The following is a 15,218-nucleotide window of genomic DNA, read 5'->3' as shown; positions in this document are numbered from 1 at the left end:
TCGAGGGTCCGCCTGAACGGCGCCGAGATCAGGAGTACTGGGTCCCCGAAGCCGGTGGTGGTACGTCCACCAGCCGCGCCGCGTGCCGCCCCGACGCGGCCGCCGCCTCGAAGTACGCGCGGTCGCCGTCCAGGTCCCGGCCCATCGTCGACAGCTTGACCGGCGCCGCCTGCAGTGCGTCGTACAGGCCCTCGACACCGACCCGTACGACGCGGTGCCGCGCCTTCAGCGGCTCGGCGGCATCCCGGACGGCGTCGCCGAAGTCGCCCTCGAGATCCGGTACGACGACGTCCGCGGGCTGCAGCGCCACCCGCCCGTACGCCGTGAGGCTGTGGTGGGAGATCCCGCGGTGCCGCGGGCGCGGGTCGGCCTCGGAGATCCGCAGCGACGCGACGGCGCGGCCGCCGAGCGTGCCGACCGCGTTGACGGCCTCGCCCGACTGCACGCCGGAGAAGCCCCAGCGCGTCCCGGTGCCGAGGTTGCCCGGGCCTTGGGTGATGACGACGAGCTCGGCGGCGAGGACGTGAACCGCCGTGAGCAGGCCGGTGTGGACGGTGACGGCCTCGCGGTCGCCGCCGTACGCCTGGCCGACGGTCACCGTCCCGGCGAGCCAGCCGCTGTCGCGCAGGGATGCGACCGTGCGCGAGAAGGCGAGCGGGAGGGCGCCGCCGTCGGTCATCACGTAGACGACGCGGGTGGTCGGGCGCATCTCGTAGACGCCGGCCAGTACGGCGGGCAGTGCGGAGTGCAGGTCGGCCACGACGACCGGCGTACCGAACAGGTCGTCGGCGTCGCGCAGGACGTCGTGATCGGGGGAGTCCTGCTCGTCCGCGCCGAGGACCATCGCCTGGAGCGGGGTGTAGCGGGCCTTGACGAGGTGGCCGCTCTCGGGCGGATCGGCGGGCAGGCGGTCGGGGATCGCTACGACGAGCGCATAGCCGCCGGTGCCGAGACCGCGGTCGAGCGCGCCGACGTTGAGCAGCACGCGGTCGCCCTCCGCAGGCTGGCCGACGAGGTCTGGATAGGCCAGAGCCTTAACTGTCTGCTGCCCGACGCTTACTCTCAGCTCCTGCGCGCCGGTCCACGCACGCTCGAGCTCGGTCACCACACCTTCACGCCAACGGATCACAGCCGACACCCTAGAACCTCTTGCAATAGGTCCATAGGTTCCTCGAACGTCTGTTCGGCGTGCAGTACGTGATTCGGCCTCCTGACCCCGTAAGGTGGTCGGGTGTCGGCGCGGAAGAGTGAGCGGCTGCTCAACCTGGTGATCTGCCTGCTGGTCGCGCGCACGTACGTGACCAAGGAGCGGATCCGCGAGGTCGTCGAGGGGTACGCCGGGCAGACCGACGACGCCTTCGAGAAGATGTTCGAGCGCGACAAGGACGAGCTGCGCGATCTCGGCATCCCGATCGAGATGGGCACCATCGACAAGTTCTTCTCCGACGACGTCGGCTACCGGATCCGCCGCGACGTCTTCGAGCTGCCCGAGGTGCACCTCGAGCCGGACGAGGCCGCCGTACTGGGTGTCGCCGCGCGCGTCTGGCAGCACGCCAGCCTGGCCGAGGCGACCACCTCCGCGGTGCTGAAGCTGAAGGCCGCCGGGATCCAGACCGACCAGTCCGCGCTGAGCGCGATCGAGCCGCACGTCGGCGCGTCCGAGCCGGCCTTCGACCCGCTGTGGTCCGCGGTCGTCAGCCGTACGGCGGTCCGCTTCGAGCACCGGCGTTCGGGTGCGTCCGAGGCGACGCTGCGGACGCTCGAGCCGTGGGGCATCGTGTCGTGGCACGGTCGCTGGTACGTCGTCGGACGGGACCGCGACCGCGAGGCGACGCGGATGTTCCGGATGTCGCGGATCGGCGGGAACGTGAAGACCGTCGGCCCGGCCGGTGCGTTCACGGTGCCGGAGGGGACGGATCTGCGCTCGCTCGTCTCCGAGCTGGCGCCGCCGCGACCGACGTCGGAAGCGAAGGTGCGGGCGCGGACGGGTTCGTGCGTCAGCCTGCGTCGGCGGGCGAACGCGATCGAGCCGTACGAGGAGGGCTGGGACCTGCTGCACGTCCCGTACGCCGACTCCGGGGTGCTGGCCGAGGAGATCGCGTCGTACGGGCCGGATGCCGTGGTCGAGGGTCCGGGCGACGTGCTGGACGGCGTACTGCGGCGGCTGCGAACGGTGGCGGGGGTCGGATGAGCAACGCGCGTGACCAGGTGCAGCGGTTGCTCGCCCTGGTGCCGTACCTGCGGGAGAACGACGGGGCGCGCGTCGACGACGTCGCGGCGGACTTCGGCGTACGGCCTAAGCAGATCATCGCGGACCTGAAGGTGCTGTGGTTCTGCGGGCTGCCGGGTGCGCAGATGGGCGACCTGATCGAGATCGACATCGACGCCGCCGAGGGCGAAGGTGTCATCCACCTGAACAACGCCGACTACCTGGCTCGGCCGTTGCGCCTGGCCGCGGATGAGGCGCTGGCGCTGCTGACCGCGCTGCGGACGCTTCGCGAGGTCACCGCCGGTCCGGACCGCGACGCCGTCGACCGGGCGATCGCCAAGCTGGAGACTGCCGCCGGTGCGGGCGCTGCCGCGGTCGAGGGCGCCGCCGCGCACGTCCACGTCGAGCCCGCCGCGCCGGAGATCGCCGAGACCGTGAACCGAGGCCTGGCCGGCAAGCGCCGCCTGCACCTCACGTACGACGTACCGTCCCGCGACGAGACCACCGAACGCGACGTGGACCCGATGCGCCTGGTCGTCTCCGAAGGCCGCACGTATCTCGAAGCCTGGTGCCGACTGGCCGAGGACGTCCGCCTCTTCCGCCTCGACCGCATCGCCGCCGTCAAGCTGCTCGACCTCCCCAGCGAGCCGCCGCCCGAGGCGACGCCGCGAGACCTCTCCAACGGCATGTTCCAGCCGTCGGAGTGCGACCTCCTGGCGACGGTCTCGCTGGCGCCGCCTGCCCGCTGGGTCGCCGAGTACTACCCGACGGAGTCGGTCGAGGAGGGGCCCGACGGTTCCCTCATCATCCAGCTCCGCGTCGCCGACACCTCGTGGCTCCAACGCCTGGTGCTTCGGCTCGGCGGCTCTGCCACAGTGTTGGAGCCCGCAGATCTCGGCGCCCAGATCGCCAACACCGCCCGCGAGGCGCTGTCGGCGTACGACGACCAGCTTTAGGCGCCGAAGCGGCCTCGGGCTTCGAGCGGGATGAGGGGCTTCTCGCCGCGCACCTTGAGTTGCTGGACGGCCCAGGTGTTGCCGTCGGGGTCGGCGAAGCCGAAGAAGGTGCCGCCGTCCTCGGGGGAGAAGCTGGTGATGTCGGAGCAGTCGACGCCGCGGGCGACCAGTTCGGCGCGGGCGGCCTCGGCGTCGGCGACGCAGAGCTGGAGGCCGCGCAGCGAGCCGGGGGCCATCTCGTTCTGCGCGGGCAGGCTGCCGAGGACGATCGAGCAGCCGGAGCCCTCGGGGGTCAGCTGGGCGACGTGCATGTGCTCGTTGACGGTGTCGTGGTCCAGGTGGAAGCCCACCTGGTCGCGGTAGAAGGCGATCGCGGCGTCGAGGTCGGAGACGGGGACGATCACGACTTCCAGGGTCCAGTCCATCGGAGTGCTCCTAGCAGAGGGGGCGCGCGGTGCGCCCGTCCTTCAGTACGACGTACCGGCGGCGAAAACTCATCGGTCACAGCGTCATCGGAAGTCCGAACGCCTGGAAGAGGTGGGGCTCGAACGTGGTGATCTGAGCGATCAGGCCGCCCTCGAGGCGCAGGACGTCCAGCAGTTGGGCCCGGTAGACGGTCGTGCCCGGCTGCTGGAGGTACCCGGCGACGGCCAGCTGGCCGTTGGCGCGCAGCGGGAGGTGACGCCAGTGCCCGGCGAAGCGCGGCGACTCCGGATCCAGATTGGGCCGGACGAAGCCGAAGAGCGCGTCACGGGAGGTGAACCAGAACGGGTTCGGCGGCATCGTCAGGACGGCGTCCGCACGGACCAGCTCGATCATCGCGTCGATGTCGGCGGTCACCGCCGCATCCATGTACCGCTGCAGCAGCGCGCGGTCCTCGGCCGTCGGCTCCACGACCGACCAGTCCTCACGATGCTCCGGCAGCGCCTCTCGCAGCGCAGCCCGACCACGCTGTACGGCGCTGTTGGCCGACGCGAGACTCGATCCGAGCAGCTCCGCCGTCTCCTGCGCCGACCACCCGGCGACGTCGCGCAGGATGACCGCGGCGCGTTGACGGGTAGGCAGGTGCTGGATCGCGGTGAGGAACACCAGCTCGAGCGTCTCGCCGGCCACGGCCTGCTCGTCCGGCGCGTGCCCCGGAGCCGGGCGCTCGGGCAGCTGGTCGTCTGGGTAGGGCTGCAGCCAAGCGATCCTCGGCGGTGGCGGGCTGTCGCCGGAGTCGATGCCCGGGATCGGCGCGTACGTCGTCGGCTGCCGGTTCAGCTTGCGCAGGAAGTCGAGGCAAGCGTTGGTGGCGATCTTGTAGAGCCACGCCCGCGCGTTGTCGAGCTCGCCGAAGGAGTCGGCCGAGCGCCAGGCGCGCAGGAAGGTCTCCTGGGTGAGGTCCTCGGCTTCGTCGTACGAACCGAGCAGGCGGTAGCAGTGCGCCCGCAGCTCGGCCCGGTGCTGCTCGATCAGCTCGGTGAAGGTGTCCTCGCCGGGTTTCGTCACAACCTCCGGCGTGACGTTATCCGCCCGGGCCTGCCGGGCCAGCCGCCGCAGCTGGGTGAACCGGGTCGACAGCGCCTCCACGTCGGCGAGCAATGCCTCCGCCGGAGTCGGCCGCAACCGCCCGGCGCGTTCGGCGATGTCGGAGATCAGCTCCTGCACCGGCCGCCCGGGTGCTCGCCGCTCGCGGTACGCGCGCTGCCGGCAGGCCTGGGAGCAGTACGACGCCGAACGCCCCGGCCCGCCGCTGGCGGCGATCGGGTTGCCGCAGACCTGACAGTTCATGAAGGCCTCATCCCTGACTGAGGATGCGCTCTAGTGGAGTCCGGAAGCGCGGGGTGATGCGGACACCGGCCAGCCAGGTGGTCCAGCGGGTGGCGTGGGCCTCGATGGCAGCCTGGGTTTCGGTGCCGACGTCTTCCAGGAGTTGGTAGCGGACCTCGCCGGACTCGGGTTGGCCCCAGGCGCCGACGATGCGGCCATCGGCCCAGATGGTGGGCCCGATGTTGCCGGTGGTGTCGAACAGGCGGGCTTTGTGGTCGCCGAGGTACCAGGCGCGGTCCTTCCAGCCCATGGGGGTGGGGTCGAGGGCGGGGAGGAAGGCGACCCAGGGCTCGACGCCCACCTCGGGGGCCTCGTCGCCGGGGAGGACGTAGCCGGGGCCGCCGTCCAGGTCGACCTCGACGGCTTCTACGGCGACCAGGGCCTTGCGGGACTGGCCCAGGGTCCAGCCGGTCCACCACTGCAGGTCGGCGAGGGTGGCTGGGCCGAAGGACTCCAGGTAGGCGCGGGCGAGCGTCGTACGGGCTTCGTCGGCGGACAGGTCACCGGCGAGACCACCCGCGAGCCAGTTTTCCGCGGGCGACCACTGGTGCTGGCTGCTCAGCCACGTGCCGAGCGGGCGGCCGCGGACGATGCGGCCTTCGGCGGCGAGCTGGAAGAGCACGCGGCTGGTGACGTACGGCTGGGCCGCGTACGACTTGCCCGGAGCCATCGCCAGGCGGCTGCGCAGCCGGGGCTCGTCCTGGGCGAGCTCCTGCGCCGTGGCCGAGCCGCGCAGGCTGAGCGCGGTCGCCGTCGACTCCTCGACCGCCCGCAACCACTGCCCGGCTGCCTCGGCCTCACCCGCGATCCCGGCCTCGACCAGGTGCTTCACCAGCAACCGCCGCTGCTTCACCGCGATCTCGTCGCTGGCCGCCGCCTGGACGACCGGCGCGAACGACGTCGGTACGACGAAGACCGTCCGCCGCATCCCGAGCATCCGGATCAGCGTGCGCTCGTCGTACAGCGCACGCTCTGTGAGCGCGACATCACTGCCCGGCACTCGCGCGGCGACCGACAGATGGACCGTCGCGGGGTCGGTCGCGTGCAGTACGACGACCGAAGCGGCCGCCTGCACCGGGTCAGCCGCCTGGGTGGACGTCGCCAGCCGGTGCCGGCGCCCCAGTCTGACCCGCCGTTCCTCGATCCCGATCCGCAGCACCACAGGCCCCCTCGATCCCTTGCCGGACACCAATTCTTACCATCACGTTCCGACACCGTTGCCCGCGACGAACACCCATCCGCGTGGGCGGTGGCTCCGAACCGGATAAGGTCGGTACATGTTCTGGTTCCTGCTCTTTCTCGCGGTCGTGGCGGTGTGGCTCCTGGTCCTCGCCCTGCTCGCGAAGAAGCTGTGGGGCAAGACCAAGGCGCTCACACGGGAGTTGGCCGCCGCCCAGTCCAAGCTCGACGCCGCGCAGAGGCCAGGTCCGGACAGGGCCCGGGAGTCTGCGCGGTCCCGGGCGTAGTATCGGCCCAGTCTCACGTTGAGCCATCAGTTAGTCGTGAAAGGGAGATCCTCATGCCCCCGCTTCTCGGTATGCCCCAGGGCGCAGAGTGGCTCGTCATCCTCGCGATCGTCGTGCTGCTGTTCGGTTCGGCCAAGTTGCCGGCCCTGGTCAAGCAGCTCGGCAAGTCGAAGAAGATCTGGGAAGAAGAGGTCGGCCCCGGCAAGAAGAAGGATGCCGAGCTGACCGAGACCGCTCCGCCGCCGGCCCAGCCGGTGCAGCCGCCGGTCCAGCAGGCCCAGCCGCAGCAGAACCAGGCGAACGGTCAGGCCCCGGGCGACGGCATTCCGCCGACGCACACGGCCAACTGATTCCCGCGCACCACCTGTGACGATGGTGAGGTTCGGACGGCGTAAGGAAGAACGTCCGAAGGACGAAGAGGGTCGGATGACCCTGCGCGAGCACATCGCCGAGCTGCGCAACCGCCTGCTCATCTCGGTGCTCGCGATCGTGGTGCTGACGATCGTCGGGTACGTCTTCTACGACCAGGCGCTGGACTTCCTGGTCAGGCCGTTCAACAACGGTGTGCGGCAGCTGCTCGCGGACAACAACGGTGGCAAGCGGCCCGAGCTCACGTTCAACAACGTGACCTCGCCGTTCACCTTCCAGATCAAGATCTCGCTGGTCTTCGGCCTGATCCTGGCCGCGCCGGTGTGGCTGTACGAGCTGTGGGCGTTCATCGCTCCCGGCCTGCACCGCTCCGAGCGGCGCTGGGCGTTCCTGTTCGCCGGGATCGCGACGCCGCTGTTCGTGGCCGGCCTGGCGGTGGCCTACTGGACGCTGCCGAAGGGCATCGAGATCCTGATCGGCTTCACGCCGGACTTCGCGCAGAACCTGATCACCCTGCCGGAGTACCTGGACTTCGTGCTGCGCACGATGCTGGTCTTCGGGATCGCGTTCCTGCTGCCGCTGGTCGTCGTGCTGCTGAACATCGTCGGCATCGTGCCCGCCAAGGCGCTGGCCAAGTTCCGGCCGTACATCATCTTGGCGATCTTCATCTTCGGCGCGGTCGCGACGCCGTCGGGTGACCCGTTCTCGCTGATGTTCCTGGCGATTCCGATGTGCGCGCTGTTCTTCGGCGCCGAGATCATCGCCCGGATCCTCGACAAGCGGAAGGCCCGCAAGGCCGAAGCACTGCTGGCCGACTGATGGGTCGCAAGATCGCGCTGGTGGTCAACCCCACCAGCGGCCGCGGCCTGGGTGCGCGGGTGGCTCCGGTCGTCCGGCAGCGGCTGGAACACGGCGGGCTGACCGTCGACCTGTACGAGACGACGTGTGCGGAGGACGTCGGCCGGATCTCGGCCGAGGTGATCGCCTCCGGGGCGGACGGCGTCGCACTGGTCGGCGGTGACGGCACGCTGCACCTCGGCGCGCAGGTGCTGGCCAAGTCGGGCATGCCGTTCGGCGTGATCCCGGCCGGCACCGGCAACGACTTCGCCCGCGGCCTCGGCGTACCGCTGAAGGACCCGGTGGCAGCCGCCGACCTGATCGTCGTGGGCAAGACTCGCGAGATCGACCTCGGCGTCGCGGCGGGGGAGTACATCACCACCGTCGTGGCCGGCGGCTTCGACTCCCTGGTGAACAAGCGGGCCAACGCGATGACCTGGCCGAAGGGCAACGCCCGCTACACGGTCGCGACGCTGGCCGAACTGCGGACCTTCAAGCCGCTCTCGTACGTCGTGACGGTGGACGGCGACCGGCTCGAGACCGACGCGATGCTGGTCGCGGTCGGCACCGGCCCGACGTACGGCGGTGGGCTGCAGATCTGCTCCGGCGCCGAGATCGACGACGGGCTGCTCGACGTCACGATCATCAAGCCGGTGTCGCGGCTGACCCTGCTGCAGATGTTCCCGAAGCTGTCGAAGGGCACCCACCTCGGGCACCCGGCGGTGCACACGCTGCGCGGCCGCGAGGTCCGGCTGGAGTCGCCGACGGTCACGGCGTACGGCGACGGCGAGATCCTCGGCCCGCTGCCGCTCGACATCGGTATCGCGCCGGGCGCGCTCACCGTGTACGCCTGAATCCATCAGTCACGGAAAGACTTGGGTCGATCTCTGTTCGTCACAGGGGTTTGTCTGATAGGAAAGCTTCCTAACAGATACCTCTCGACGCCCCTCAGAGGAGAGATCGTGCTCAACCGCCCCAAGAAGCAGCTCACCGCCCTTCTGCTCGGCCTCGCCGTGGCCGCCGCCCCGGCCACGGCGTTCGCGTCGCCGTTCCAGCCGCAGTCGGCGATCAGCGGCACGCAGTACCAGGACCGGGTCCACGCCCCGAGCGCCGTCGGGCTGGACGACCCGGCGAAGAAGGAAATCGCGATGAAGATCGTCTCCAGCGCGGAGAACTCCTCGCTGGACTGGAAGGCGCAGTACAAGTACATCGAGGACATCGACGACGGCCGCGGCTACACGGCCGGCATCATCGGGTTCTGCTCCGGGACCGGCGACATGCTGGACCTGGTCGAGCTCTACAAGCAGCGCAAGCCGGGCAACGTGCTGGAGAAGTACCTGCCGGCGCTGCGCAACGTGGACGGCAGCGACTCCCACGCCGGCCTCGACCCGAACTACACCAGGGACTGGAAGACCGCCGCGAACGACTCGGTCTTCAAGGCCGCGCAGGACAGCGAGCGCGACCGGGTCTACTTCAATCCGTCGGTCAACCAGGGCAAGGCCGACCAGGTCGGCGTCCTCGGTCAGTTCATGTACTACGACGCCATCGTGATGCACGGCGACGGCGGCGACTCGACCAGCTTCCGCAACATCCGCAAGCGCGCGCTGACCAAGGCCAAGCCGCCGGCGCAGGGCGGCAACGAGACCACCTGGCTGAACGCCTTCCTCGACGCCCGCGTGTGGGCGATGAAGCAGGAGGAGGCGCACAGCGACACCAGCCGGGTCGACACGGCCCAGCGGGTGTTCCTGCGCAACGGCAACCTCAACCTCAACACCCCGCTCGACTGGAAGGTGTACGGCGACAGCTTCCACATCGGCTGATCTTCCGCACAGAGCCTCCGCGCCGCGAACTGTCCCGGCGGCGCGGAGGCTTTCGCGTACTACGCCGTACGGTCTGTACGCCGGTCCGACTCGGCCCGCTGTCGCAGGGCCGCCATTGTGGTGGCCAGTCCTTCAAGAGCATCGGCGGGAAGGGCCGCGCCGAGCCAGGTCCCGAGCTCGGCCTCGACCGTAGGCGTCGCCGCGGCGAGGATCGCCGATCCGGCGGGCGTGATCTCGACCAGCGAGGAGCGGCGGTCGTCAGGATTGGCCGTACGGCGGCAGCGGCCGGCCGCTTCGAGGCGGTCGACCCCCTTGCTGGTGGCGCCGACCGTGATGGCCATCTCGTGGGCCAGGTCGTAGACCCGGGTCGTCGTCCGGCCGGCGATGAAGCGCAGGAACTCGAACTGGCCGAGCGGGAGATCGTGCTCGGCCTTCAGTCGCGCGTCGAGCGCGTTGTAGAGCCGCGTCTCCAGCCGGACCAGGTCCGAGAACAAGGCCGTGAGATCCGTCACAGGTTCATCCTGATTCATGGGAATTAGATTCCTGGGAATGTAGTTGTGGAGACCATAACCGCCGGAATCCACTGCGAGCAACAGGAGTGACCCACGATGAGCAGGCAAGAACGTGAGCTGGCCCGCGGGATGATCAGCAAGGGTGACCTCGGGCTGACGCCGGCCCAGCAGCGGGAAGGTTTCGACGAGCTGTTCGCCGAGCGCCCGTTGGGGGACGACGTCACGCTGCGACCGCGGACGCTGGGCGGTCGGCCCGCGGTGGACGTCGCGGTCGAAGGCGCCGACCGGGACGGCGTCATCCTTTATCTGCACGGGGGCGGCTACTCGATCGGTTCGGCGCGGACCGGGGCCAACCTTGCGGCGCCGCTTGCGCGCAGTACCGGCGTACCGGCTGTGTCGCTGGACTACCGGCTCGCTCCGGAGGACCCGTTCCCGGCTGCGGTCGACGATGCCTTGGCGGCGTACAAGGAACTGCTGGCGACGGGCCAGAAGGTTGTGCTCGCAGGCGATTCGGCGGGCGGTGGACTCGCGCTCGCGCTGCTCGTCGCCGCGCGCAGGGCCGGGCTGCCGCTGCCCGTGGCGGCTGTTCTCTACTCGCCCTGGACCGACGTCTCGCTGAGCGGCGGCAGCATGGACTCACGCGGTGAGTTCGATCCGTTGTTCACCCGCGCGCACATGAAGGAGTCCGCCGACTGGTACGTCGGAGCCCAGGATCCGCGCGACGAACTGGCCAGCCCGCTCTTCGCGGACCTGACCGGCCTGCCGCCGCTGCTGGTCCAGGTCGGCTCCGCCGAGGTCCTGCTGGACGACTCCCTGCGGCTGGCCGTCCACGCCGCCGAGAGCGAGGTCGACGTCAGCCTGGACGTGGTCGCCGGAGCGCCGCACGTGTTCCAGTACTTCGTCGGCATGATGAGTGAGGCCGACGAGGCGCTGGAGCGGGCTGCCGCGTTCGTCACCCGCCGACTCGCTGACTGACCGGTCGGGGAGGGCGTGGTTCTGGGGGTGCCTTCGCATAGATTGGGGCCTATGAGCACTCCGTCCGAGAAGTACGCCAGTTTCCGCTCGGACCAGGAGCACCCGGCCGTGAAGGAGTTCCGGTCGCTGTACGACTTCCGGCTGGACGAGTTCCAGCTGCGCGCCTGTGCAGCGCTCGAGGACGGGCACCAGGTGCTGGTCGCGGCGCCGACCGGGTCCGGCAAGACGCTGGTCGGCGAGTTCGCCGTGCACCTGGCGCTGCAGCGCGGGCAGAAGTGCTTCTACACCACCCCGATCAAGGCACTGAGCAACCAGAAGTACGCCGACCTGGTCCGCCGTTACGGCCAGGACAACGTGGGCCTGCTGACCGGCGACAACTCGATCAACTCCGAGGCCCCGATCGTCGTGATGACGACCGAGGTGCTGCGCAACATGCTGTACGCCGCGTCGCAGACCCTGCTCGGCCTGTCGTACGTCGTGATGGACGAGGTGCACTACCTCGCCGACCGGTCCCGCGGCGCGGTCTGGGAGGAAGTGATCATCCACCTGCCGGACTCGGTCGCGGTGGTGTCGCTGTCGGCGACGGTGAGCAACGCCGAGGAGTTCGGCGACTGGCTGGAGACGGTCCGTGGGAACACGGTCGTCGTCCTGGAGGAGAAGCGGCCCGTTCCGCTGTTCCAGCACGTGATGGTCGGCAAGCGGCTGCACGACCTGTTCGCGGGAGAGACGCCGACCGCCGGTGCGGCGCAGGCCCAGTTCGGCCCGTCGGCGGGGCGGCCGTCCAAGTCCGGCAACCCGGCGAAGGCCGCGGGTAAGAGCGGGGCGCCGGACCTGCGCGACCTGGTCAACCCGCAGCTGGTCCGGATCGCCCGCGACGACAACCGGGTCTTCCGCGACGACTCGCGCAAGCCGCGGCGCCGCCGGGATCTGCCGAAGGGCCGACCGGCCAAGTCGCACTTCACGCCGTACCGGTCGGACGTGGTCGAGGAGCTGGACGCGGGCGCGCTGCTGCCGGCGATCTACTTCATCTTCTCCCGCAAGGGCTGCGAGGACGCGATGCTGCAGTGCCTGCGGTCCGGGCTGCGGCTGACCAAGCCGAGCGAGCGCGACGAGATCAAGCGGGTGCTGGCCGAGCGGACCGTCGACCTGCCCGACGAGGACCTCGGCGTGCTCGGGTACCACGACTTCGCCGAGGCGCTCAGCCGCGGCATCGCGGCGCACCACGCGGGCATGCTGGCGGCGTTCAAGGAGGTCGTCGAGGAGCTGTTCGCGCGCGGCCTGATCAAGGTCGTGTTCGCCACCGAGACGCTTGCCCTGGGCATCAACATGCCGGCCCGCACGGTGGTGCTGGAGAAGCTCAGCAAGTGGAACGGCGAGGCGCACGTCGACATCACCCCCGGCGAGTACACGCAGCTGACCGGCCGGGCCGGGCGGCGCGGGATCGACGTCGAGGGGCACGCGGTCGTGCTCTGGCAGCCGGGGTTCGACCCGCGGGCCGTCGCCGGCCTGGCGTCGACGCGGACGTATCCGCTGCGGTCGTCGTTCTCCCCGTCGTACAACATGGCGGTGAACCTGGTCCGCCAGGTCGGGCGGTCGCGCGCGCGGGACATGCTGGAGCTGTCGTTCGCGCAGTTCCAGTCCGACCAGGCCGTGGTCGGGCTGGCCCGGCAGGTGCAGCGCAACACCGAGGCGCTGGAGGGCTACAAGGAGTCGATCGACTGCCACCTCGGCGACTTCCTCGAGTACGCCGACCTGCGGCGCCGGATCGGTGAGCGCGAGTCGTCCGGTTCGAAGCGGCGCAAGCTCGACCGCCGCGTCGAGGCGCAGGAGTCGGTCGAGAAGCTGCGGATGGGCGACATCATCCGGATCCCGGCCGGCCGGAGCGCGGGCTGGGCGCTGGTGATCGACCCGGGCATGCGCTCGGAGCGCGAGGGGCCGCGGCCGACCGTGCTGACGCTGGACCGGCAGGTGCGCAAGCTGTCGATGGTCGACTTCCCGACGCCGGTCGAGTCGATCGGGACGTTGCGGGTGCCGAAGAAGTTCAACGCGCGCAACCCGCAGCAGCGTCGTGAGCTCGCGCAGGTGCTGCGCAACCGGACCGACATGCACGGCGAGGAAGGCCCGCCGTCGTATCGGAGCAGGGCCGGCGACGTGATCACGCACGCCGACGACCCGGAGCTGCAGGAGATGCGGGCGCAGCTGCGCGCGCACCCGTGCCACGGCTGCTCCGACCGCGAGGACCATGCCCGCTGGGCCGAGCGCTACTTCCGGCTCGACCGGGAGAACCGCGACGTCCAGCGCAAGATCGAGCAGCGGACGAACACGATCGCCCGCCAGTTCGACCGGGTCTGCCAGGTGCTCGACGCGCTGCACTACCTGGACGGCGACAAGACCACCGAGGCCGGAGACCGACTGTCCCGGATCTACGCCGAGCTCGACCTGGTCGCGGCCGAGTGCCTGCGCCAGGGCGTGTTCGACGACCTGGACGTGCCGGAGCTCGCGTCGGCGCTGGCCGCGCTGGTGTACGAGTCGCGCTCGAAGGACGAGCCGTCGTCGCCGCGGCTGCCGCGCGGCGAGGTGCGGGACGCGATCGAGAAGATGGGTTCGATCTGGCGCGACCTGTCGGCGCTGGAGCGGGACATGCGCGTCGACTTCCTGCGCTCGATGGATCTCGGGTTCTGCTGGGCGGCGTACCGATGGGCCTCGGGAGCGTCGCTGGCCGAGGTCCTGTACGAGTCGGACCTGGCAGCGGGCGACTTCGTGCGCTGGGTGAAGCAGCTGATCGACCTCACCGAGCAGGTCGCCGACGCGGCCGGCCCGACGCCGCTGCGCAAGACGGCGCGTGCGGTGACGGACCAGATCCGCCGCGGCGTCATCTCCTACGCGTCGGTGGTCGACGAGCCCTAACAGCGCCTGATCGGTGCCGAGTACGTCGTGTTGCTGGCGGTGGCTATGTAGTAGTCGGTGACGTAGCTGCCGTCGGTGAGCCGGTCCCACACTGCCGTCGTACCGACTTTGCTGCCGGCGCGTTGGCAGGTGACCCAGGCCAGCGAGCCGCTGGGCAGTGTGCCGACCACGCCGTACGACGTACCAGGGCCGCTGCGTCTGCTGAGCGACGTGGTCGTCTGGTACGGATGGGTGCAGCCGGGGACCGGGTACGAGTAGGTCGTGTTCGACGGGGTGCTGACGTAGTAGTCGGTGACGTAGGCGCCTGAGGTCAGCTTGTTCCAGACGGTCGTGGTTCCGACCTTGGTGCCGTAGGTCTGGCAGACGACGCGGAGCGCTGCGCCCGCGCCGTACGTCGCGACGACCGGGTGGCTCGTCGACGGTCCGCTGCGTGCGCTCAGCGCGGTGGTCGCGGAGTAGGCGAAGCCGACCGACGCGACCGGTGCGTCGAAGCGGTCGGCGTCGATGTTGAGCGTCACGCCGCCGTACGTCTCGTTGTGATCGCCCCAGTACTGCTTGGCGCGCTGGCCGGAAGCCCAATAGGCGTTGGAGATCAGCGGCCAACCTGTCAGTGCTGTCTTCTTGTCCCAGCGCGCGATCCACAGCGCGTCCGGTCGCGCATAGGCCGTGCTGTTGTAGACCTCCGCGAGATGCCGTGCGCCGCTGTCCTGGTGCGCGTACACCGCCGACAGGTACCCGTGCCGGTGCAGCTCCTTCGTCCACGCCGACAGGTAACTCAGTACGGCGGCCCGGCAGCTCGCGTTGCCGAGGTCGTAGTGCTCCATGTCCCCGTAGATCGCGCTCCCGCCGATCAGCCCGAGCGCCCGCGCCTTCGTCACCGCATCCGACGCAGACCCCTTCGCTTGCGCGGCGGCAGTGGCCGTCGAGGCCGACATCTTCAACGCCGTCGTCCGATGCGTGCAGGTCGCCTGCCACCCCAGGTAGATCGGGATCAACCGCCAGCCCTGCTTGGTCACCGTGCTCACCCACGACGCCGTCAGCTGCGGCTGCGCACAGCTGCGGTTGCCGCCGCCGATGTAGATCCCCACCGCCTGGTACGGCGACGAGGCCTTCCACGCCGCCATCTGCGCCACCGTCGGCGCCGTACAGGTGTCGAACGCCCACCCGTTCACCCGCGTCGAGGTCGCCCCCGCCGGATAAGCCACCCCTGTAGCCGGTTCAGCTCCCGCCGTACCGGCCGTCCCCACCACCAGCGCCCCAGCCGCCAACCACACCTTGAGCCGCCACACTGTCAACCCCTCCCACCTGCAGTACACGCCCGAAACCTCCAGACAGCAATGGCTTCTCTGAGGCAG

15 protein-coding genes are annotated in these 15,218 nt (G+C 70.0%); 9 read left to right on the top strand and 6 right to left on the bottom strand.

What is annotated here, in order from left to right:
• Positions 1-28: 28 nt before the first annotated feature.
• Positions 29-1,129, bottom strand: a complete 1,101-nt coding sequence (locus tag ACYVIO_RS37545) for a DUF3866 family protein (protein ID WP_460655754.1) — start codon at positions 1,127-1,129, stop codon at positions 29-31.
• Between the two features lie 102 nt (positions 1,130-1,231).
• On the opposite strand from ACYVIO_RS37545, the gene ACYVIO_RS37540 reads away from it, so the two are divergent.
• A complete protein-coding gene (locus ACYVIO_RS37540) occupies positions 1,232-2,191 on the top strand; it encodes a helix-turn-helix transcriptional regulator (RefSeq protein WP_460655753.1) in 960 nt (319 codons plus the stop codon).
• Positions 2,188-3,165: a helix-turn-helix transcriptional regulator gene (locus tag ACYVIO_RS37535; RefSeq protein WP_460655752.1), complete on the top strand. Its 978-nt coding sequence runs from the start codon at positions 2,188-2,190 to the stop codon at positions 3,163-3,165. The genes ACYVIO_RS37540 and ACYVIO_RS37535 overlap by 4 nt, the downstream gene beginning before the upstream one ends.
• Here ACYVIO_RS37535 and ACYVIO_RS37530 read toward each other — a convergent pair.
• The 3 genes from ACYVIO_RS37530 to ACYVIO_RS37520 form a co-directional block, all read right to left on the bottom strand.
• Positions 3,162-3,590: a VOC family protein gene (locus ACYVIO_RS37530; RefSeq protein WP_460655751.1), complete on the bottom strand. Its 429-nt coding sequence runs from the start codon at positions 3,588-3,590 to the stop codon at positions 3,162-3,164. The two genes, ACYVIO_RS37535 and ACYVIO_RS37530, sit on opposite strands and share 4 nt — an antisense overlap.
• 76 nt (positions 3,591-3,666) lie before the next feature.
• Entirely contained in the window at positions 3,667-4,938 is a 1,272-nt protein-coding gene (locus tag ACYVIO_RS37525; protein ID WP_460655750.1) for an RNA polymerase subunit sigma-70, read from the bottom strand.
• A 7-nt stretch (positions 4,939-4,945) separates the two neighbouring features.
• A complete protein-coding gene (locus ACYVIO_RS37520) occupies positions 4,946-6,139 on the bottom strand; it encodes a winged helix DNA-binding domain-containing protein (RefSeq protein WP_460655749.1) in 1,194 nt (397 codons plus the stop codon).
• Between the two features lie 115 nt (positions 6,140-6,254).
• On the opposite strand from ACYVIO_RS37520, the gene ACYVIO_RS37515 reads away from it, so the two are divergent.
• From ACYVIO_RS37515 to ACYVIO_RS37495, 5 genes are all read left to right on the top strand, one after another.
• Positions 6,255-6,443: a hypothetical protein gene (locus ACYVIO_RS37515; protein ID WP_460655748.1), complete on the top strand. Its 189-nt coding sequence runs from the start codon at positions 6,255-6,257 to the stop codon at positions 6,441-6,443.
• Between the two features lie 53 nt (positions 6,444-6,496).
• A complete protein-coding gene (locus ACYVIO_RS37510; RefSeq protein ID WP_460655747.1) occupies positions 6,497-6,793 on the top strand; it encodes a twin-arginine translocase TatA/TatE family subunit in 297 nt (98 codons plus the stop codon).
• A gap of 76 nt (positions 6,794-6,869) precedes the next feature.
• Entirely contained in the window at positions 6,870-7,631 is a 762-nt protein-coding gene (tatC, locus tag ACYVIO_RS37505) for a twin-arginine translocase subunit TatC (RefSeq protein ID WP_460655746.1), read from the top strand.
• Positions 7,631-8,503 (top strand): diacylglycerol/lipid kinase family protein, encoded by an 873-nt coding sequence (locus ACYVIO_RS37500; RefSeq protein ID WP_460655745.1) that lies wholly within the window; start codon positions 7,631-7,633, stop codon positions 8,501-8,503. Before tatC ends, ACYVIO_RS37500 begins: the two co-directional genes overlap by 1 nt.
• Positions 8,504-8,611: 108 nt before the next feature.
• Positions 8,612-9,469 carry a chitosanase gene (locus ACYVIO_RS37495; protein WP_460655744.1) on the top strand — a complete coding sequence of 286 codons (858 nt, stop codon included), beginning with the start codon at positions 8,612-8,614 and terminating at the stop codon, positions 9,467-9,469.
• Between the two features lie 59 nt (positions 9,470-9,528).
• Here the strand turns inward: ACYVIO_RS37495 and ACYVIO_RS37490 are convergent, their stop codons facing one another.
• The gene (locus tag ACYVIO_RS37490) at positions 9,529-9,981 is read right to left on the bottom strand and encodes a MarR family winged helix-turn-helix transcriptional regulator (protein WP_460655743.1); all 453 of its coding nucleotides are present in this window, start codon (positions 9,979-9,981) and stop codon (positions 9,529-9,531) included.
• 96 nt (positions 9,982-10,077) lie between these two features.
• On the opposite strand from ACYVIO_RS37490, the gene ACYVIO_RS37485 reads away from it, so the two are divergent.
• The gene (locus ACYVIO_RS37485) at positions 10,078-10,956 is read left to right on the top strand and encodes an alpha/beta hydrolase (protein WP_460655742.1); all 879 of its coding nucleotides are present in this window, start codon (positions 10,078-10,080) and stop codon (positions 10,954-10,956) included.
• 51 nt (positions 10,957-11,007) lie between these two features.
• On the top strand, positions 11,008-13,863 hold the full coding sequence (locus ACYVIO_RS37480) for a DEAD/DEAH box helicase (RefSeq protein ID WP_460655741.1): 2,856 nt from the start codon (positions 11,008-11,010) through the stop codon (positions 13,861-13,863).
• Here ACYVIO_RS37480 and ACYVIO_RS37475 read toward each other — a convergent pair.
• Positions 13,860-15,152, bottom strand: a complete 1,293-nt coding sequence (locus ACYVIO_RS37475; protein ID WP_460655836.1) for a glycoside hydrolase domain-containing protein — start codon at positions 15,150-15,152, stop codon at positions 13,860-13,862. The genes ACYVIO_RS37480 and ACYVIO_RS37475 overlap by 4 nt on opposite strands.
• Positions 15,153-15,218 lie beyond the last annotated feature (66 nt).

Source organism: Kribbella endophytica, from assembly GCF_054781295.1.
The sequence above is the reverse complement of the archived record's forward strand: the minus strand, read 5'-3'. Positions and strand labels throughout refer to the sequence as shown.